Origin of the sequence: Novosphingobium piscinae (assembly GCF_014230355.1) — a bacterium.
Lineage (GTDB): Bacteria > Pseudomonadota > Alphaproteobacteria > Sphingomonadales > Sphingomonadaceae > Novosphingobium > Novosphingobium piscinae.
Window position 1 is genome coordinate 212289 of record NZ_JACLAX010000004.1, and the last position, 17522, is coordinate 229810.

A 17522-nucleotide genomic window follows, 5' to 3' on the forward strand; every position below is an offset into this window, starting at 1 on the left:
CGGCGACAACCTCGCGCCCCCTGCGCCGTGATGCAGGGGGCGCCTTTTCATCTGGAGGCAATCATGGCGAAACCCCCGACCAAGACCGGGAATGCAGCAGCCGAACCGGCCGAGAAGCCCGAAGCCCTCTCGGCCGAAGTGGCCGCCACCGAGCCCGCCGCCGACGAAGCGGCACCGGCCGATCCTGCGCCCGAAGCCGGCGCTGCGGTGACCGAAGCCGAGCCCGCCGAGGATGACGCGGCCGAGGACACGTCGATCCTCGACCTCAACGCCGCCACCCTCATCCCGATGTACCACCCGGAAGGCGGAACCTGTGACGCCTACGCCTCGGAGGAGCGCGTGGTCGACGGCCAGACCGTCACCGCCGTTCTGGTCCCCGCTGACGAAGCTGCGACGCTGCTCGCGCATGGCTTCGTGGTGGCCGAGTAAGCGAGGAGCTAGACCATGAAGTTCAAGGCACCCCCGCAGATCAGCACCGTGTTTCTCAGTGACGGCCCCGTGCCGGTCGATGAGGACGGCACCGTGACGGTCCGCGACGACCTGTCCCCGGGCGACCATGCCGCGCTGTGCGGTGCCGGGTTCGCTCCGATCCCGAACGCCCCGGCAGCGCCCGAGGCCAAGGCCAAGCCCGCCAAGGAGGGCTGATCGAAATGGCCGACCTCACCACCGTCGAATCCGTCAAGCAGTTCATGGGCCGGGTCGATAACGTCGACGACAGCCTGCTGGAGTCGATGGTGGCGGCCTACTCGCAGTGGGTCTGCTCGGTGACCGGCCGCAACTTCGCCGTGCAGACCTACGACATCGTGCGCAGCGGCCGCGGCGGCCCGGTGCTCATGCTGCCGCAGTGGCCGATCCAGAGCGTCCAGCTCGTTGAGGTCGACGGGCAAGCCCTGCCTGCGGCCCCGGCATATGGCAGCTACGGCTACCGCTTCGACAACCAGCAGATCATCCTTTCCGGCGGGGCCGTGTTCACCATCGGCAACAGCAACGTCCGGATCCAGTTCACCGCGGGCTACCCGCAAATTCCGGCCGACATCGCACAGGCGGTCAACGAGCTTGTGACCCTGCGCTTCCGGATGCGCGACAAGATCGAGTGGGTCAGCAAGAGCCTGGCCAGCGAGACGGTCACGCTCAACCAGCGCGACATGCCGGCCACCGTCGCCACCGTGCTGCGCCAGTACCGTGCTGCCCCAGCCCGTCGACATCGTTGGCGGCATGACGTGGCAAGCCGCGGCCCGGACCGGGTACTTGGACGGCGCCACCGTGCTGGTCGAGACGGCCTACCTGCAGGCATGGCCGACCGTGGTGGGCGTGCTCCATGTTTTCCAGGGCTTCGTGTCGGACTGCTACCCTGAGCGCACCATGATCCGGGTGGTCGTGAAGTCGCTGCAGGAGCTTCTGGCCCAGCCGTTCCCCCGGAACGTCTACCAGTCGGTTTGCAGCCGCACGGTCTATGATGCTGGCTGCGGCGCGAACAAGGCGCTGTTCACGTCGACCGGGACTGTGGCCTCGAGCCCGGCGCCGACCACGACCAGCTTCAAGACCGGGCACGCGCAGGCGGCCGGGTACTTCGATCAGGGCGTCATCACGTTCACCAGCGGGGCCAATGCCGGCATCCGCCGCACGGTCAAGAGCTACAACCCCGCCACCGGGTTCACGTTCGCGCTGCCCCTGCCTGTGGCGCCGGCGATCGGCGACACGATCAGCGTGTTCGCCGGGTGCGACAAGACGCTGGCGACGTGCCGGTCCAAGTTCAACAACGCGGGCAACTTCCGCGGCTTCCCGTGGGTGCCAAACCCCGAAACGGCAGCGCCGGCCGTGCCCGGCTACACCAAGAGCGGCAAGTGAGGGACCGCACCTAGCAATGCTGATCGACCCTGAAACCACAGCCGCCGTTCTGGCGGTGGCAGGGGTGTGCCTGCTGTCCGCGGCGCCTTGGCTGCTCGCTGACCTCGAGCTCGAGGACGTAGCCGCGGCGATGATGCGCGTTGCCGAAGGCATGGCGAGGAGCGGCCTGTGACGGAAGCCGAGGCCCGCGCCGCCATCGTCGCCGAGGCGATGAGCTGGATCGACACCCCCTATCACCACCACGCCCGGATCAAGGGCGTCGGCGTCGACTGCGCTCAGCTCCCGGCCGCCGTCTACCACGCTGTCGGCCTGATCCCCGACCTCCAGCCGGAATACTCGCCGCAGTGGATGCTCCACCGGGATGAGGAGCAGTATCTGGCGTGGGTTCGGCCGCACGCCCGGGAAATCGAGCGCGACCAGCTTGAGCCCGGCGACCTCGTGATGTGGAAGTTCGGCCGGACCTACTCGCATAGCGCGATCGTGATCGAGCGGCCGACGATCATCCACGCGGTGAACCGCGCCGGGCGCGTCGAGCTGGGCGACATGGACCGCGACGCGGACCTGATCAGCCGCCCCTCCCTCTACTTCTCCCTGTTCGTGAAGGACTGACATGGCCGGTCCCTCCAGCCGTACCGTCGCCGATCGGCAGACCAGCATCCAGATCCAGACCAGCGCTTATGGCATCTGCGTGCCCGTGGTCTACGGGACCAACCGGATCGGCGGGAACCTCGTGTGGTTCGGCAACTTCACGCCAATCTCCGCCACGCAGAAGACCGGCGGCAAGGGCGGATCGTCGACCACGACGACGTACACCTACCGCGCGGCTGCCATTCTGGCGCTGGCCGAGGGCACGATCACCGGCATCGGCAGCGTCTGGAAGGATAAGGACAAGACCACGCTGGCGGCGCTCGGCCTGAGCGTGTTCAATGGCAGCGACACACAGGCGCCGTGGTCCTTCCTGACCGGCTACGCGACCCCGGCCAACTTCGACTACGACACCTCGTTCGGCTACCTCGGCTCGCCCACCTTCGTCGATCAGGCGATCAACTATTCCGGCACGGCCTACCTCGCCGCCTCGGCCTACGAGCTGGGCGATAGCGCGACGATCCCGAACCACTCGTTCGAGGTGCAGGGCAAGCTGATCTTCGCCGGCGGCAACGACGCGCTGCCGAGCGCGGTCATCAATGACGTGCTGACCGCCCAGCGCTACGGCGTCGGGTTCCCGGCCGCCAACGTCGACGCCTCGACCAGCTACGCGACCTACTGCCAAGCCGCTGGCCTGTTCGTCTCGCCTGCCTACACGCAGGCCCGGCCCGCGTCCGACGTGATTCAGGAGCTGTGTGACGCGACCAACGCCGCCCCGGTGTGGTCTGGCGGCCTGCTCAAGATCATCCCCTATGGGGACACGGCGATCACCGGGAACGGCGCCACCTACACTCCCAACCTGACGCCACTGTTCGACCTGACCGATGACGACTTCATCGACATCGACGGCGGGCCGATCATCATCACCCGCAAGACCCCGGCCGACGCCTACAACCGGATGTCGGTGCAGTTCCGCAACCGCGCGAACCAGTACAACCAGGAGGTCGTCAGCGCCGAGGATCAGGACGCGATCGAGCGGTACGGGCTCAAGGTCGCCTCCACGATCACCTGCGACTTCATCTGCGAAACCGCGGTCGCCAAGCAGGTCGTCCAGCTCGCGCTCCAGCGCCAGCTCTACAAGCGGAACGAGTACGAGTTCGAGCTGGGCGCGCGCTTCGCCATGCTCGAGCCCATGGACATCGTGACCCTGACCGATCCCGGGCTGGCGATGAACCGGGTGCCGGTCCGCCTGATCGAAATCGAGGAGACGGACAACGGGTATCGGTGCGTCGCCGAGGATCTGCCGATCGGCGTAGCGGCGGCTGCGACCTATACCCACGACAACGGCCTGCGCTGGCAGAACACCACCGCGATCCCGGCCGGCAACTGCGCTGCGCCGGTCATCTTCGAAATGCCGCCCGATCAGGTCACCACCGGCCTCGCCGTGGCGATCGCCTGCGGCGGCCAGCCGAACGACCGCATGTACGGCGGGTGCCGGGTGTGGCTGTCGCTGGATGGGGTCAACTACAAGGATCAGGGGGTGATCGTCGGCAAGTCCCGATACGGGACGACCACGGCGACCCTGCCCGCGGCGGCGGCCGGCATCGACGGCACCAGCACGCTGGCGGTATCGCTGCGCTCGGGCGGCCAGATGCTGTCCGGCTCGGCAGCCGACCTCGCCAAGAAGACCACCCTGATCAACGTCGGCGGCGAGTACCTCGCCTATCAGACCGCTACGCTGACGGGGACCAACGCCTACAGCCTGACCACCCTCAACCGCGGGCTCTACGGGACGGCGAGCGGCGCCAAGGGCAGCGGCACAACGTGGGTCCGCGTGGACGATGGCGTGCTGGTCATGAGCGACCTCGATCTGTCGATGATCGGCCAGACGGTCTACATCAAGGTGTGCTCGTTCAACGTCTACGGCGCGGCCGAGCAGAGTCTCGCCTCGGTGAGCGCCTACACCTACACGATCACCGGCAACATGAAGGCGCTGGAGAGCCCGGCCGACCTTGCCAACGCGATTGTCGGCCAGGGCGATCTGGCCACGACCAACCGCGCGGCCCTGCCCTTTGGCTCCAACCTGCTGATCAACACCGAGTTCGCGCTGACCGAGCCGACCCACTACAGCGGCAACATGCCGGTGGCTTGGCAGCCGGGGTGGTTCGGCAACTCGACCAACCTCGGCTCGGTGACCTTCAACGACCGCCGGGTGGCGCTGCGGGACGGCTCGTTCGCCATCGCGCGCGATGTGACCGGGGCGCCGAACGGAACCGCTTTCGACTGCGCTGGCAGCTACCCGCCGGGCAACGCATTTGCCCGCTACGGCATCCCGGTCCTGCCGGGCGAGCGGATCGTGGCGAGCGCGCTCCTCGGCTATCAGGGGTGCCAGAACGCCGGCGTCACGATCTTCTTCTACGACGAGAATTACGCCTATGTGGACGAGTACGGCGGCTCGTCGGTCACGGCGAACATCGGCGCGGCGGCTTACAACACCCTGACCCGCAGCAGCCTCACTCAGGCATCGCACGCGGTCACCGTGCCGGCCGATGGCACCGGCGGGGGGACCGGGCGCCGCCGGTGGGCGACGCTCGGCACGCGGTTCTTCATCACCGGATCCCCGGTCAACCCTCGCGCCGTGATCGCCGCGCCGTTCCTCGCCAAGGTGCCGGTCAATCAGACCGCCATCCCGGCTTACTCGCCCGGGCAGGCTGACCGGCAGGCGAGCTATGGCGCGATCACCGGCAACAGCTTGGTGTCGACCTCATTCGGCACCCTGTCGGACGCGGACATCCGCACGATCATGGGCACCGCGGCGGGGATCACCGGGCAGGCGGCGTGGGCGACCTACACCGGCTTCACCCCGGCGCAGGTGACCAACCCGGGCGCGAACCTGCTGTTCAACAGCAGCTTCAATATCGGCACGCTGGGCTACGTGGTGAATGGGTGGGCTGGCCCGGGCAAATCTGGCGGCGATGTCGGCGCATGGTTCATGGCCTGCACCACGAACGATCAATTCCTCTACAGCGCCGATGTCACCAAAACTCCGGTATTCGCCAACAACACCTATACGTTTCAGGTCTACGCTGCCGCCAACGGCAGTTCTACTGGCAATGATCGTCCGGTTTTTTACGTCGACTGGCACAATTCGGCTGGGGCCTTTATTTCGAGCAGCGCTGGCCAATTCATCACCATGAATGTCGGATATGCGGTGTATTCTGTCACTGTGACCTCGCCGCCGGGCGCTGCCTTTGCCCGGTGCGTGATGAATTCAAACAAGATCGCCCTTGGAGGCGGCACGATCTGGACCTCCAAGTGGAAGCTCGAGTTTGGCGGCGCGCGCACACCATGGACCGATGAGGCGACCAATGGCGCGCTCTATCAGTCGGGCCAGACGATCGACAGCCTCAAGCCGGCCGAGGCGAACGCGAACGTCACGGAGACGCGGACTGCCGCGGCGATCGCTGGTCAAGCGTGGGCAGCCACCAATGGCTCGCAGGCGGCGGTCGATAACAATTTCGTGTCCGGGTTCGCCAATCAGGCTATCGACAGCGAGTTCACGCTTGGCAACAAGTCTTGGACCGAGGCTTACGCCTCGGCCGGAACGTGGGGCTGGAATTACTTCACGGCTTTGACTTCCAAGCGGTTTATCGAGCGCTCAACATCGAGCGTTCCTGCCGGAACCGGAGTGAACATCGGGCAGGATACGGCTTGCGGCGTGCCAGTTATCGAAGGCGATCGCCTTGAGCTGAGCGGCATCGTCTCGACGGGCAACATGAGCTCAGCAAGCCTGTTCGTCGGCTATTTCAGTGCTGCTGGAACTTACATCGGCGGCAACAGCGTCGCCAGCGAGGTATTCGACACGCGGATCGGCGGATTTGTCACAGTGCCGTCCGGCCTTGGCATCGGCATCGCCAAGCTCATGGTCGTTTGCACCGTTGCGACATCTGGCGCGGCAGTTGTTCGCTTGGCCCAACCTTTCATTCGTCGCTGCTCGCAAGGGCAGACCGTTCTCTCGCCGTACCAGCCCGGGCCTCCTGTCCAGCGCGGCGCCGACGTGACCGGCCAGAATGTTGCCGTGGGCTTCCTCGGGCAGGGCGTCGGTGCCACGGCGAACTCGTTGTCGGAGCTGGACCCCTCGGCCGCGGCGCTGCTGTCGTCCCTGTCGGCGTCCTCGACCTACGTGGCCGCGATCGGATCGTCCTTCCAGATGGTGCTGACCGCCGGCCAGACCGTCTCGCTCAACGGCCGCGTGCAGGTGTTGGCTGGCGGGTCCAGTTCGGGCTCGGTCCAGTGCCTTCTGCAGGCGCGCCCGGCTGGCGGCTCGTGGAGCAACTTTGCCACCGGCGGGCTCGGCTCGGTGACGGCGACGGAGCCCGGTTTCAGCACGGCGGCGGGCACGTTCACCAACTCGACCGGGGTGACCGGCGTGTTCGAGTTCCGGGTCGACGTGAGCATCACGCCGGGCTCCGCCGGCGGCGGCGTCGATGTCTATCGGTCCTACATTCGCATCTAAACCGAAAGGGAACCCATGAACTTCCTGCCCACGATCAGCGAGGCTCTGACCACCGTTGACCAGTTCCTGATCCTGCACGCGGCCGCCCTGCCGCAGGGGCCGAAAGATGCCCTGCTGGCCTCGGGCAGCAAGGTCAGCCCGGTCGACAAGCTCGTGGAGGTGGCCGAGGTGCTGTACGCCGCCCGCGGCGACCTTGACGAGGACGGCCTGACGATCGCCGGCCAGATTGCCGAGTTCTGCACGCGCAACGGCTGGCACGGGCTGGCCGACGACGCCCGGGGCGAGCGCATGGTGGCTGCGATCCGCCGCGACCTCGGTGAGCCCCACCCGTCCGGCGGCCAGTGGCCGGCCCCGGAGACTGATCCCCTGCCCAAGGGCGCGTCGACGGCCGCTCAGGTTCCGCCCTACCTGCCCCAGGGGAGCTAAGGCCATGGCCCGCCGATTGATCCATCGTCTCGGTGCGTCGACGCTCGCGCTGCTGCGGGCGATCGACATCCTCGCCTGCACGCTATGGCTGGCGCCGCTGTACGTGTTCGGCCTCGCCGACCGGCCCAGCGGCCGCCAGATGATTTCGAGCTACGTCGGCAAGGCCATGGTGAACGGCCACCGCTGGGCCAGGATCGTCGGCGGGGTGATCGACTGGGTGTTCCTGCCGATCGACGGGAAGCCGGATCACTGCATCCGGGCCTACCGGCACTACAAGGGGCGCGACTGATGGCGGATGAGAAGCCCACCCACGCCCAGATCTACGAGGCCCTGGGCAAGCTCGATGTGCGGATGGCGCAAACCGACGAGCGCTTGGACGCTGGGAGCAACAGGTTCGTGGAAATCAAGAAGGCTCTCGACGAGATCGCAGAGGCGGTGAAGCCCATCCCGCAGATGCAAGCGGACATCGCCGCCACGAAGGAAATCGTCGAGGCGTGGGGCGCGATCAAGACGTTCGGCAAATTCATCAAGTGGTTCGGCGGGATCATCGTGGCCCTGACGGCCATCGGCGCGAGCATTTTCGCCGCGCTGAAATTCGCAGTTCACATCGGGAAGTGACATCACCATGAGCATCGACTTCAAGCCGGTCCAGCGCCGGTTGCTGGCGGCTGGCTATGCCATTGGCCCCGCCGACGGCATCGCCGGGCGCAACACCTGGGCTGCCATCTTCGCCTATGTCGCGCAGCGGTCCATGGCAGCCCTGCTCCCGTTCGGCGAGGCAGCCTCGCTCCACCTTCCCCAGTCCGGGATTGATCAGACCGCAGCGCGGATCTGCAATTTCGTCGGCCAGGCGGCGCACGAGTGCAACCGGTTCCGCAACATGCGCGAGATCTGGGGGCCGACCCCGGCGCAGGTGCGCTACGAGGGTCGTGCGGATCTCGGCAACACCCGCCCCGGCGATGGCCGCCGCTACCTGGGCCGCGGCATCTTTCAGCTTACCGGGCGCGCGAACTACCGGCAGATCGGGAATGCCATCGGGATCGACCTCGAGAGCAACCCGGAGCTCGCCGAGACCCCGGACGTGGCCGTGCAGACCGCGGCCTTCTTCTGGCGCACCCGCAACCTCAATCTCGTCGCCGACAAGGGCGAGGAGGACCGGATCACCCGACTTATCAACGGGGGGACCAACGGCATCGCCGATCGCCGCCAACTGGTCGCCAGAGCAAAGGGGCTTTTCCTGTGACCCAGCGCCACGCCTTGTTCGGCTTCATCGCGACCCTGACCACTCTGGTCCTGGTCCTCGCGATCACCTTCATCGCCGCCTACTTCGTGCCAGGCCTGATCGGGAAGGTCGAAGCTTTCGGCCTGGGCACGGTCACCGGCGGCCTCACCACGCTGGCGGCGTCGTTCCGGCCCAGGCAGCCGACCGGTGGAGAGCCCAATGCGTAAGCGCGACATCGACCCTGCCTTTGTGATCCTCATCGTCGCGCTAATCAACATCGCCTCTGTACTGGTCGTTCTCTCGCGGGCTCCGCAATGCTGAGCCCTACGCCTCGCCCGCCGTGGTGGACCTCACCATGGGCGATGTTCGCCTTCGCCCTGATCATGGCGATGATCGCGCTGACCATCGCCGCCAGCATGGGGGGATACCTGCAATGATCCCGCTCCCATGGCTCGGCGGCGCGGCCGCCCTCACCTTGATCGCCGGCTTCCTCGGTGGCTGGACCGCGCGGGACTGGAAGGCTGACAGCGATGAGCTGGCGGCCCGGTCCAAGGCAGAGGCGCGGGCCGATCGCCAGCGCGAGAAGGGCCAGCAGGAGGGCGCCAAGTTCGCCGCGTTCTCGGCCGACAACGCTGGCCAGACCCGCACGGACAGCAACACGATCAGGGAGACGTTTCGTGAAATCCAAGTACCTAGCGATTGCGCTGCTCCCGATGCTCTTGTCCGGCTGCTTCGGGATCGGGTCGAGGAAGCCAATAGCGGGATCGCCACCCCCGCCGCAGGCGAACCTGTCCGCCCCGTGCCCCAAGGCTCCACTCCCGCCCGTTCCGCTGATCGACCCTGAGCGGTCGGTCTGGGAGCGCGAACTGATCGCCGTCATCGCCGACTGCCGCCAACGCCACGAGGGCCTGGTCCGCAGTTGGCCGAAGCCCTGAGGATCCGCACATGACCGAACCCAAGAAGCCCATCAACCCGATCCGCCGCGCGTGGCGCATGTTCCGCTCGGCGATCACCGGCCGCTTCGTCTCCCGGGCCTATGCCAAGGAGCACCCTGCCGAGACTGTCTCGGAGCGCCCCAAGCGCAAACCCTGACCCAAGACCACCACACCAGCCCTCCCCACCCCGGTGACCGCCGGGGTTTTTTGTGCCCGGAGAATAGCCCATGTCTGCACTCACCGACTTTTTTGAGAACCGGATCCTCGACTTCATCCTGCGTGGTCAGGCGCTCGGCATCACCGGCGCCTCGGCGGCGGCGGGGTCCGGCCCGACCAGCACCTTCCTCGGTCTCTACCGCGCCACGGCCGGCGTCTCGCCGCGCTCGACCGCGGTGACTGTCGGCCAGACCACCGTGCCCGCGACCTCCAACGGCCGGATGTACCGCTGCACCACCGCCGGCACCACCGGCGCAAGCGAGCCGACTTGGGGCACGACCAACGGCGGCACCACGAGCGACGGCACTGCGGTCTGGACCGAAATGACCCCGGACTTCGACGCGATGAACGCGAACGTCACGGCCATCGAGGTGAGCGGCGGCGGCTATGGCCGCGTGTCGATCGCCAGCTCGCTGGCCAACTGGGCTGGCACGCAGGCGGCGGCCTCGACCACCGCCTCGACTGGCAGCAGCGGCCAGACCTCGAACAACGGCACGCTGACCTTCCCGACCCCGACCGCGAATTGGGGCACCGTGGCGGCGATGGTGCTGAGCGATGCCTCGTCGGGCGGCAACGGCCTGTTTTGGGGCGTCATGCAGACCCCGAAGGTCATCAACATCAACGACGTGGTCCCGGTGAACCCCGCCGGCTTCTCGCTGACGCTCGCCTGATCCACACCCCCCGGCCTTGTGCTGGGGGGTAGCTCTACTCCGGTTCACGAGGGCACAAGCATGTCTCTCTACGACGAAATCATCGCCAGCGGCCTCCCGCTCGACGATCACGGCGCCATCGCCGAAGCGCTGTCGATCGGCCGGACCACGATCGTGTCCCGCCCGATTGGTATCGGATCGGTTCTTGACGCGCTTGGGCCTGTCGCAGGCGCTCAGGTCCTCGACACCCTCAAGGCGCTCTCCGAGCAGGACCGCGTGGTCTACTGGGCCTGGTATCTGCTGGAAGCCGGGACGCTGGACATCGGCTTGCCGACCTCGCGCGCGCAGTTGGATGAACTCGCCGCCGGCGGAGTGATGACCGCTGCGCAGGCCACCGCGCTGAAAGCGCTGGCCGAAATCCCCGACCCTGTGACCTCGAGCATGGTCACCGCCGCACTTGAAGGACACGAATAATGGGTGCTGTCACCTCAATCGTCGGCACCCGCACGGCGCTGACCACCACCGCTCTCAACAGCCTTGCGGCTGGTGCCTACGTGAGCGCGGGCGTCATCAACCACACCGACAACGACCCGCTGGACGTGCTGCTGGAAGTGCAGGCTACCCCCGGCACCGTCTCGGGCAACCGGCAGTTGGTCATCTTCGCGCAGGGCTCGCTTGACGGGACCAGCTTCGAAACCGGCCCGACCTCTGGCACGACCACGACCGACGAGCCCAATCTGCGCTTCATCGGCGTGTTGCCTCTCACGTCGAACGCGACCCTGCAGATGGACCTGTTCTCGCTCGCGGCGGCATATGGCGGCGTGCTGCCCGCGCAGACCCGCATCGTGATCAAGAACGAAAGCGGCGCGGCGCTGGCGGCTTCCGGCCACGGTGTCTGGTTCTCCGAAGTGATCGGGAACGTGGTCTAACGCCATGCGCCTGCAGAGCGCGCCGCGGAACGTGGCGAACAGCCCGGCTCGGCCGCGGGTAATCGACTGGACCAACCCACTTACCCGAGGGCTCATTGCCTGCATCACGGTGCGCAATGGCCAGATGGTCGACCTGGTCAACCGCAACCGGACGTTCACGCCGACCGGCAAGACCATGGGCTACGGCACGAACGGACCCATGGTCCGCGCGGCGCTGACGGGCGCCGAAAACGTGTTGTCGAGCCCGGCGATCGAAACCGCCTCGGGAGACTGGACTTACCACATCCTGTCGCGGTTCACGACCAGCGCGGGCAACGGGTCCATGGTCGCAACGCGGCCGGCCGGGACCTATGTGTCGTTCGGCTGGGCGTCCGGCGGGACCACGTTCGCGGTCTGGCACTCCGGGCGAGGCAACCAGCTTACGCCCACCCCGGCCCTGACGTTGCCGACTTCCGGGTGGAACGTGCTGTCGGTCCGCAGCAGCGCGGCGGCCAACCAGATCGGCGTCATGCTGAACGGCGGGCCTCTTAGCACCACCACTGGTTTCCTCGACGCCCCTATGACCGCCATCCTGGGGGACTCGAACACCGTCAACCGCGGCTGGTTCGACACTCCGCTGATGCTGGTGTTCAACCGGCCGCAGACCGACATTGTGATGCGCCGCCTGGCGCGGGACCCGTGGCAGATTTTCCGGCGGGAGAGCCGGCCCCTGAGCGTAGCCACGCAGGTCAGCACCACAGCCATTGCCGCCGACCTTGTGGCCAGAGCCACCCTGTCCGCAGCCCTGACCCCAACCAAGCCGATCGGCAGCGCCCTGCAGGCTGCTACCGGACTGGCCCCGGCGCTGGGCTCGATCACGAAGCCGATCGGCAGCGCGCTGCTCGGCACAACCGTCGCCAGCTCGGCACTCAGCTCGATCACCAAGCCGATCGGGGCGGGCGCCGTGGCGTCGTCGGCTGCGGCGGCGGCTCTGTCGACGCTGACAAAGCCGCTGGCAGCCTCGCTGGCGGCGCGCGCGACCGTCGCCGGGGTGTTGACCCTCACGGTGCCCCTGTCGGCCGTCCTAACGGCTGTGGCGGCCGTTGCGGGCGCAATCGGCGATGCGACGGGGCTCGCGGTATCGGTCAGCTCGTCCTCATCGATCACGGCGTCGCTCTCTCCGACCAAGCCCATCGGCGCGGCGCTGGTGGGTACGTCAAGTGCGGCCGCCTCGATCGCCAGCGCGGAAGGTCTGTCCGTCGCGCTGACTGCGGTGAGCGCGGTATCGGCGGCACTGACCCCGGCCAAGCCGCTCGCAGCGGCCGCTGTGGCCGGGTCGGCGATCACCGGCGAGCTGGTGCTGACCAAGCCCATCGGCGCGGCGCTGGCCAGCACGTCCATGGCGGCGCTGGTGCTGCCGGCCGGATCGGGCCTTTCCGCCTCGCTGGTCGCCACATCGTCTGCCACGGCCGCCCTCGCGCTGACCAAGCCTCTGGACGGCGCGGCGGTGGCGCAAAGCAGCGTTGCCGGCGACCTTCGCCTGACAGTGCGGATCGGCGCGGCACTGACCGCCAGGTCGGCGGTCACGGCGATCCTCTCGAGCGGCCCGGCCTACCAGCCGACCGTCGTGCGGTATGTCCGGCTGCCCAAGATCCAGCGCTACTTCCTGCTCCCGGCGATCGCCCGCCGGTTCAACCTGCCGAAGGACATCTACATGCAGAAGCTGCCGAACAAGCACGCCTCCGCCAGCTACGACACCACGTTCGGGTATGCTGACCGCATCGACGCCGGGGACAGCATCGCCGACTGGTCTGTTACGCTGGTGATCGGCGATGTCGTGGTGACGAAGAAGTCGCAGATCGGCATGGACGTGACGTTCAATGTCGCCGGCGGCACGGCGGGGCGCCAGTGCGAGTTCGTGGTCGCGGTGAACACGGTGGGCGGCCGGACGTTCTCGGATTCGGTGTTCGTGAAGGTAGTGGGCTGACCCATGCCCGAGGTGATCACCGACATCCCCCCGGGGTCGAAGGCGTTCCGCAACTTCCCCGAGGGCGCGGACACCTTCGATTGGTCGGTGATCGTCTCGTTCGACGGCGACGTGCTCGTGCTGTCGTGCTTCAACCCGGGCCCGGCCAAGGTTGTGCCTGGTCCGCAGGAGTGGCGCGCGCTGGCGCGGCGGCTGTTTCCGGAAGCCCGGCGCGTCCGGTACGAGCGGCGCAATCGTGGCTCGCGCTGGGTAGAGGCGGATATTGAGCCGTGAGAACCTGCCAGTGCTGCGGCCAGGAACTGCCCTATGCCCGGGGCGATCTTGTCGTGGCATCGCAGGCCATCACGTACAAGGGCCGCGTCCTGACAGAGCCTAGACCGATGGGGCGGGCGATCTTGCAAGAGCTTGTCCGCTGGCCGATTGCGCGACACACAGCGCTGGAGATCGCCTGCGACTATGCGGCTGTCGAGACGATCCGGGTGCACGTCTGGCATCTGCGGCGCTGGCTGGTGAATAATGCCGTGCCGCTGAGGATCGAGTGTGTCAGGGGGCGGGGGTATCGGTTGGGGTGATGAACGGGGCAAGGGCGTTATGGACTTGGCGCAGCACCTGATGTCCCCAAAGGTCGGTGTTCTCCAACGCTTTTTCCGCTTCCCCGATAGCCCTCCGCAGCCTAGCAATCTCCCTATCCCGTTCCGCGATCATGGCAAGATGACGCGCATCTCGTTCGCCTGATGCGCCAATGATGCGGGCTTGTTCGGATAGCTCGGCTTGGAGGGCGTCTAGGGCGTCGGCGGCTTCGTCTGTAATCGGATGGTGGATTTTGTCGCCCCAATCGTTGTGTGACCGATAAGCCCGCAGCCGCTTCGATAGATCAGACATCGCGCCGCCTCCGGACAAAGAAGAACAGGGACCATGAGCGCGGGACAATACGCGACCAGCAAGCGCGCCTTGTCTTGAAGCGCCGGGTGATGCTGAAACGCCCGTTCAGCTTGGCGCCAAGAGACGGGTGATTCCGGACCAGCTGGTGCCTTAGCGGAGTATGCGGTCCCTGCCCATGACGGCGCGGCTTGACCAATATGCGGAATGATCGCTGGTGCCATCTATCGGTGAGTTTGCGCCTCATTCTGAGTCTCCCTTGGTGAACGGGGCGAGGGGTTCGGCCACGAGAGCGCAGACCAATTCCACACTACGATGCGGCGGCTCGGCTGACATTCGCAACCGTCTCACCGCCTCAACCATAGCCGCCTGCATCACTGCGAGTTGGCGTTTGGCGACGGCTAGCTCTGCGCTGGTGTCGCTCTCTGCGAGAGAAAGCCCGGCTGCTACGTCCTTCCAGCGCTCCAATTCTGCCTCTGCCTGCTCGGCTCGGGCTAGTGCCTCAATGGCCTGTCCATCGGTGGCGAGAAACTGCAACGCCTGTTCACGGGCTTCCTTGCGCAGCCGCTCGATCTCGGCTTGCTGGTCGGCCAGCAACTGCCTCCGAACATAGCGTAGCGCATGATATTCGGTGCCGTGGTTGCGGATTTCATCGGTCGGCAGTCCGAACGCGGCCCACAGATGTCGGCGCGTACCTTCGTTGCACTCGCGGAAAAGCCAGTGCTTGAACGTGCGCCAAGCCTTGTCCGCCTCCACGCGGTCTGTCTCAGCGTTCATTGTTCGGTTTCCTTCGGTGGGAGGGGTGCGCGGCCAGCCTTAAAGCCAGCCTCGAATGCCAGCGCCATCGGCTTCTTGAATGCGTCAATGCACTCAATATGCCGCATGAACTCACGCCAAGCATCGGCAAGGTCGGCGGCTTCTATGGCCCATTCGCGGGTTTCTTCGCTCATCTCCCCGCTCATTCCCCGCGCTCCTCGGCAAGTAGGGTGCGGGCTCGGTCGGCAAAGCGATTGTTGGCGAACGCGAACTTGCCCATCGTGAAAGCATGGGTCGCGCACCGGCAACCGCCGTTGGTGTGCATCCCAACCGGCTTGACAATGATGCAGTGACCATCGCCACACCCACCCATTTGGGCTAGGTAGTTATCGCGCTCGGCAAGCGCCTCCCGCAACTCCCGCTCCCTCTCGCTGGCCCACGCTTCGAGGACTGCGGCGGCGGCATCTGCGCCCTCGCCGTCAATAGACAGGCCGCCATACGCGAACGCAGCAGCCTGCCACGCTTCCATGGCTGTGGTGGGGTGGGTCATGGGGTGGGTTCCTTGTGCTTGGGGCATAGCCAGCCCCTGACTTCGTGCAGCTTCCAACCGCGCTCCTGTGCCATCTTCCGCAGCACCGGATCATCTTGGTGTCCAATCCATGTGTAGGAGGCGAGGCAGTTCTGTTCGGCGCACCTCATACCCCCTCCCCCTGATCGGCGTGGCGGGACAGGGCTTCGGCAATGTCGAGCCAGTCCTGCGGGTTCATCGTCATGGCTTGGGTGCTGTGCGTCTGGCCGTCTGCGAAATAGACCTCGGCATAGTCCTGCCCATTGTGAACGCGGATCGGCATGATCTTCGCCAGCGCCTCCGCCAGCCCTTCCACCCGCGCCCTCTCACTCTCAGCGCCACGGGCTTCCCCACGGGCTTCGGCGGCGAGGCGGTGTTTCGCGAAGGCTTGGTGAAGTAGCCCGTCGAAGTCGGCCCAACCATGCGGCTGACTGTCCAGTATGAGGTTCGCGTTGGCGCTGGTCCATTCCGCAGCAGCTTGGCAATCCTCGTCGGTGATGTCAGTCATGGCGCGGAGCCGCCTCCGGCGCGTAGAACTGCACCGGGAAGTCGCCGTCCTTCATGCGGCGTACGATCAGCTCGGCGGCGATCCGCGGCGTCCAGTCCATGTCGATACTGTCGCCGATGGCTTCCTCGAACCAGTCGGCGATGTCCTGCCAGGAAGGTGAGACATCGGCCGCGGGACTCGGCGGGACTGCGTCGGTCAAGCCGGGCGGTGAGACATTCGCTCCACCTAGAGAATCCTCACTTGTTGAAGACCAACTCGGGGAGCCAGTTTTGCGCAAGGGTGCCTGGCAGCGGCCTGACCCGATGCGGCGCCAAGCCCCTCCTTTCCGATCTGTGCGCTTCCCGGTGGTCCAGGAGCAGGCGGCCGCCGCGACCGGCGTGCTGCGGTTGTAATTGCTGCCCCAGCCGCTAAGGTGCTGCGCACACCCCCGCGCCGACCCGAGGCGGTCCGCGCTTCCTCTCCCGAGCCTTTCGCATTCTGGCTATCGCTCCCCGGTTGCGAGGGAGCTGCTGCCGCGAACCGCCAAATTGTGGAACACCCGCCCTTGGGTCAGTCCCTCCCCGACGCACGTCCGATCACCCGCCCGACTCCGGCCGCGCGCACGGCTTACCGTCTTGCCCCCCGGCAACCCGCCCCGCCGCGCTGCGCCGATGCGGCACTGCATTCGCGCAGCGACGAGGGTGAGCCGATCTACCTGATCGATTCCGCGCCGCTGCCCGAGGGTGGCCGCCTGTTGCTGCTGCGCTGCGGCGCGGATTTCTCGATCCAGCTCGACGACGAGGAGCTGATGGGCTCGATGGACCACGTGTCCGAGGAGGCGCTCGCGACGATCGTCGCCGGGCGGCTGCCCGACCCCGACGGCCCGATCCTGATCGGTGGCCTCGGCATGGGCTTCACCCTCGGGGCCGCCCTGGACGCCTGGGGCAGCGAAACCCGGGTAGAGGTGGCCGAGCTGCTGCCCGAGGTGATCGCCTGGGCCAAGGGCCCCCTCGCCCATGTCTTCGGCGAGACTCTCGCCGACCCGCGCGCCACCGTGACCCTGGCCGACGTCCACGACGTGATCGCCGGAGCCAGCGACCACTACGAGGCGATCCTGTTGGATGTCGACAATGGCCCCGACGGGTTCATTCGCGACGCGAACGACCGGCTGTACTGCAACTGGGGGATCCGTTCGGCGCTGAAGGCGCTGCGGCCTGGCGGGATGCTGGCGGTGTGGTCGGCCTATCCCGACGAGGGCTTTGTCGCGCGGCTCGGCGAAGCCGGCTTCGCGGTGGAGGAGGTGGTCGTCCCGGCCTATGCCGGCGCGAAGACCGACACCCACTGCATCTGGCTCGCCTCCAAACCTCTCGGCGCCGGCTGAATCCGCCGCGGGCGGCCTGCGAGGGCGCGCCCGGGGCCGGATCGCCCTCAGCCCGGCCGGGGCGGCTTGCGGCCCGGACCGCGCTTGCCGAACGGCGGGCGCGGCTTGCCGTCGCCGCCGCGCGCGTCATGCCCCGGCCCCATCGGCCGCGGCCCGTC

Annotated in this window: 27 protein-coding genes; 21 read left to right on the plus strand and 6 right to left on the minus strand. The window is 67.0% G+C overall.

Annotation, left to right across the window (positions count from 1 at the left end; genetic code table 11):
* The first annotated feature begins 63 nt into the window (after nt 1–63).
* The 20 genes from H7F53_RS06345 to H7F53_RS06435 all read left to right on the plus strand — a co-directional run bounded on the left by H7F53_RS06345 (nt 64) and on the right by H7F53_RS06435 (nt 13566).
* Nucleotides 64–429 (plus strand): hypothetical protein, encoded by a 366-nt coding sequence (locus tag H7F53_RS06345; protein WP_185678622.1) that lies wholly within the window; start codon nt 64–66, stop codon nt 427–429.
* Nucleotides 430–444: 15 nt separating this feature from the next.
* Nucleotides 445–645, plus strand: coding sequence for a hypothetical protein (locus tag H7F53_RS06350; RefSeq protein WP_185678623.1), 201 nt, complete (start codon nt 445–447; stop codon nt 643–645).
* A gap of 5 nt (nt 646–650) precedes the next feature.
* Nucleotides 651–1355 (plus strand): head-tail connector protein, encoded by a 705-nt coding sequence (locus tag H7F53_RS06355; RefSeq protein ID WP_185678624.1) that lies wholly within the window; start codon nt 651–653, stop codon nt 1353–1355.
* On the plus strand, nt 1264–1848 hold the full coding sequence (locus H7F53_RS06360) for a DUF2163 domain-containing protein (RefSeq protein WP_343061955.1): 585 nt from the start codon (nt 1264–1266) through the stop codon (nt 1846–1848). The genes H7F53_RS06355 and H7F53_RS06360 overlap by 92 nt, the downstream gene beginning before the upstream one ends.
* 16 nt (nt 1849–1864) lie before the next feature.
* A complete protein-coding gene (locus H7F53_RS06365; protein ID WP_185678626.1) occupies nt 1865–2020 on the plus strand; it encodes a hypothetical protein in 156 nt (51 codons plus the stop codon).
* Entirely contained in the window at nt 2017–2457 is a 441-nt protein-coding gene (locus H7F53_RS06370) for an NlpC/P60 family protein (RefSeq protein WP_185678627.1), read from the plus strand. The genes H7F53_RS06365 and H7F53_RS06370 overlap by 4 nt, the downstream gene beginning before the upstream one ends.
* Nucleotide 2458: 1 nt before the next feature.
* Nucleotides 2459–6949, plus strand: coding sequence for a phage tail protein (locus H7F53_RS06375; protein ID WP_185678628.1), 4491 nt, complete (start codon nt 2459–2461; stop codon nt 6947–6949).
* Between the two features lie 15 nt (nt 6950–6964).
* Nucleotides 6965–7375: a hypothetical protein gene (locus H7F53_RS06380; RefSeq protein WP_185678629.1), complete on the plus strand. Its 411-nt coding sequence runs from the start codon at nt 6965–6967 to the stop codon at nt 7373–7375.
* Between the two features lie 4 nt (nt 7376–7379).
* A complete protein-coding gene (locus H7F53_RS06385) occupies nt 7380–7664 on the plus strand; it encodes a hypothetical protein (protein WP_185678630.1) in 285 nt (94 codons plus the stop codon).
* Nucleotides 7664–7993 (plus strand): hypothetical protein, encoded by a 330-nt coding sequence (locus H7F53_RS06390; protein ID WP_185678631.1) that lies wholly within the window; start codon nt 7664–7666, stop codon nt 7991–7993. The genes H7F53_RS06385 and H7F53_RS06390 overlap by 1 nt, the downstream gene beginning before the upstream one ends.
* 7 nt (nt 7994–8000) lie before the next feature.
* Nucleotides 8001–8618 carry a glycoside hydrolase family 19 protein gene (locus H7F53_RS06395; RefSeq protein WP_221773598.1) on the plus strand — a complete coding sequence of 206 codons (618 nt, stop codon included), beginning with the start codon at nt 8001–8003 and terminating at the stop codon, nt 8616–8618.
* Complete coding sequence (locus H7F53_RS06400; protein WP_185678632.1) at nt 8615–8824, plus strand: hypothetical protein; 210 nt, start codon at nt 8615–8617, stop codon at nt 8822–8824. Before H7F53_RS06395 ends, H7F53_RS06400 begins: the two co-directional genes overlap by 4 nt.
* Nucleotides 8825–8911: 87 nt before the next feature.
* Nucleotides 8912–9034 (plus strand): hypothetical protein, encoded by a 123-nt coding sequence (locus tag H7F53_RS17805; protein ID WP_281384750.1) that lies wholly within the window; start codon nt 8912–8914, stop codon nt 9032–9034.
* Nucleotides 9031–9441 carry a hypothetical protein gene (locus tag H7F53_RS06405; RefSeq protein ID WP_185678633.1) on the plus strand — a complete coding sequence of 137 codons (411 nt, stop codon included), beginning with the start codon at nt 9031–9033 and terminating at the stop codon, nt 9439–9441. The genes H7F53_RS17805 and H7F53_RS06405 overlap by 4 nt, the downstream gene beginning before the upstream one ends.
* 101 nt (nt 9442–9542) lie before the next feature.
* Nucleotides 9543–9689: a hypothetical protein gene (locus H7F53_RS06410; protein WP_185678676.1), complete on the plus strand. Its 147-nt coding sequence runs from the start codon at nt 9543–9545 to the stop codon at nt 9687–9689.
* A gap of 70 nt (nt 9690–9759) precedes the next feature.
* Nucleotides 9760–10419 (plus strand): phage tail fiber protein, encoded by a 660-nt coding sequence (locus H7F53_RS06415; protein ID WP_185678634.1) that lies wholly within the window; start codon nt 9760–9762, stop codon nt 10417–10419.
* Between the two features lie 60 nt (nt 10420–10479).
* Nucleotides 10480–10872 (plus strand): hypothetical protein, encoded by a 393-nt coding sequence (locus H7F53_RS06420; protein WP_185678635.1) that lies wholly within the window; start codon nt 10480–10482, stop codon nt 10870–10872.
* A complete protein-coding gene (locus H7F53_RS06425; protein ID WP_185678636.1) occupies nt 10872–11327 on the plus strand; it encodes a hypothetical protein in 456 nt (151 codons plus the stop codon). Before H7F53_RS06420 ends, H7F53_RS06425 begins: the two co-directional genes overlap by 1 nt.
* Before the next feature lie 4 nt (nt 11328–11331).
* Entirely contained in the window at nt 11332–13293 is a 1962-nt protein-coding gene (locus H7F53_RS06430; protein ID WP_185678637.1) for a phage fiber-tail adaptor protein, read from the plus strand.
* Nucleotides 13294–13296: 3 nt separating this feature from the next.
* Nucleotides 13297–13566 (plus strand): hypothetical protein, encoded by a 270-nt coding sequence (locus tag H7F53_RS06435; protein WP_185678638.1) that lies wholly within the window; start codon nt 13297–13299, stop codon nt 13564–13566.
* Nucleotides 13567–13836: 270 nt separating this feature from the next.
* Here the strand turns inward: H7F53_RS06435 and H7F53_RS06440 are convergent, their stop codons facing one another.
* From H7F53_RS06440 to H7F53_RS06465, 6 genes are all read right to left on the minus strand, one after another.
* Nucleotides 13837–14175, minus strand: a complete 339-nt coding sequence (locus H7F53_RS06440; RefSeq protein WP_185678639.1) for a hypothetical protein — start codon at nt 14173–14175, stop codon at nt 13837–13839.
* Between the two features lie 240 nt (nt 14176–14415).
* Complete coding sequence (locus H7F53_RS06445; RefSeq protein WP_185678640.1) at nt 14416–14949, minus strand: SPFH domain-containing protein; 534 nt, start codon at nt 14947–14949, stop codon at nt 14416–14418.
* Nucleotides 14946–15122: a hypothetical protein gene (locus H7F53_RS06450; RefSeq protein ID WP_185678641.1), complete on the minus strand. Its 177-nt coding sequence runs from the start codon at nt 15120–15122 to the stop codon at nt 14946–14948. The genes H7F53_RS06445 and H7F53_RS06450 overlap by 4 nt, the downstream gene beginning before the upstream one ends.
* An 8-nt stretch (nt 15123–15130) precedes the next feature.
* Entirely contained in the window at nt 15131–15478 is a 348-nt protein-coding gene (locus H7F53_RS06455; RefSeq protein WP_185678642.1) for a hypothetical protein, read from the minus strand.
* A 145-nt stretch (nt 15479–15623) separates the two neighbouring features.
* Nucleotides 15624–16004 (minus strand): hypothetical protein, encoded by a 381-nt coding sequence (locus H7F53_RS06460; protein WP_185678643.1) that lies wholly within the window; start codon nt 16002–16004, stop codon nt 15624–15626.
* Nucleotides 15997–16203: a hypothetical protein gene (locus H7F53_RS06465; RefSeq protein WP_185678644.1), complete on the minus strand. Its 207-nt coding sequence runs from the start codon at nt 16201–16203 to the stop codon at nt 15997–15999. The genes H7F53_RS06460 and H7F53_RS06465 overlap by 8 nt, the downstream gene beginning before the upstream one ends.
* Nucleotides 16204–16548: 345 nt before the next feature.
* Here H7F53_RS06465 and H7F53_RS06470 point away from each other — a divergent pair, with 345 nt between their 5' ends.
* Entirely contained in the window at nt 16549–17364 is an 816-nt protein-coding gene (locus tag H7F53_RS06470) for a spermidine synthase family protein (protein WP_343061951.1), read from the plus strand.
* Nucleotides 17365–17522 lie beyond the last annotated feature (158 nt).

Coding starts and splice junctions, on each gene's coding strand:
- H7F53_RS06355 (WP_185678624.1), top strand. CDS start 651: ATGGCCGACCTCACCACCGTCGAATCCGTCAAGCAGTTCATGGGCCGG.
- H7F53_RS06415 (WP_185678634.1), top strand. CDS start 9,760: ATGTCTGCACTCACCGACTTTTTTGAGAACCGGATCCTCGACTTCATC.
- H7F53_RS06430 (WP_185678637.1), top strand. CDS start 11,332: ATGCGCCTGCAGAGCGCGCCGCGGAACGTGGCGAACAGCCCGGCTCGG.
- H7F53_RS06440 (WP_185678639.1), bottom strand. CDS start 14,175: ATGTCTGATCTATCGAAGCGGCTGCGGGCTTATCGGTCACACAACGAT.
- H7F53_RS06460 (WP_185678643.1), bottom strand. CDS start 16,004: ATGACTGACATCACCGACGAGGATTGCCAAGCTGCTGCGGAATGGACC.
- H7F53_RS06345 (WP_185678622.1), top strand. CDS start 64: ATGGCGAAACCCCCGACCAAGACCGGGAATGCAGCAGCCGAACCGGCC.
- H7F53_RS17805 (WP_281384750.1), top strand. CDS start 8,912: ATGCTGAGCCCTACGCCTCGCCCGCCGTGGTGGACCTCACCATGGGCG.
- H7F53_RS06390 (WP_185678631.1), top strand. CDS start 7,664: ATGGCGGATGAGAAGCCCACCCACGCCCAGATCTACGAGGCCCTGGGC.
- H7F53_RS06410 (WP_185678676.1), top strand. CDS start 9,543: ATGACCGAACCCAAGAAGCCCATCAACCCGATCCGCCGCGCGTGGCGC.
- H7F53_RS06450 (WP_185678641.1), bottom strand. CDS start 15,122: ATGAGCGAAGAAACCCGCGAATGGGCCATAGAAGCCGCCGACCTTGCC.
- H7F53_RS06405 (WP_185678633.1), top strand. CDS start 9,031: ATGATCCCGCTCCCATGGCTCGGCGGCGCGGCCGCCCTCACCTTGATC.
- H7F53_RS06425 (WP_185678636.1), top strand. CDS start 10,872: ATGGGTGCTGTCACCTCAATCGTCGGCACCCGCACGGCGCTGACCACC.
- H7F53_RS06420 (WP_185678635.1), top strand. CDS start 10,480: ATGTCTCTCTACGACGAAATCATCGCCAGCGGCCTCCCGCTCGACGAT.
- H7F53_RS06365 (WP_185678626.1), top strand. CDS start 1,865: ATGCTGATCGACCCTGAAACCACAGCCGCCGTTCTGGCGGTGGCAGGG.
- H7F53_RS06435 (WP_185678638.1), top strand. CDS start 13,297: ATGCCCGAGGTGATCACCGACATCCCCCCGGGGTCGAAGGCGTTCCGC.
- H7F53_RS06445 (WP_185678640.1), bottom strand. CDS start 14,949: ATGAACGCTGAGACAGACCGCGTGGAGGCGGACAAGGCTTGGCGCACG.
- H7F53_RS06395 (WP_221773598.1), top strand. CDS start 8,001: ATGAGCATCGACTTCAAGCCGGTCCAGCGCCGGTTGCTGGCGGCTGGC.
- H7F53_RS06455 (WP_185678642.1), bottom strand. CDS start 15,478: ATGACCCACCCCACCACAGCCATGGAAGCGTGGCAGGCTGCTGCGTTC.
- H7F53_RS06375 (WP_185678628.1), top strand. CDS start 2,459: ATGGCCGGTCCCTCCAGCCGTACCGTCGCCGATCGGCAGACCAGCATC.
- H7F53_RS06385 (WP_185678630.1), top strand. CDS start 7,380: ATGGCCCGCCGATTGATCCATCGTCTCGGTGCGTCGACGCTCGCGCTG.
- H7F53_RS06350 (WP_185678623.1), top strand. CDS start 445: ATGAAGTTCAAGGCACCCCCGCAGATCAGCACCGTGTTTCTCAGTGAC.
- H7F53_RS06380 (WP_185678629.1), top strand. CDS start 6,965: ATGAACTTCCTGCCCACGATCAGCGAGGCTCTGACCACCGTTGACCAG.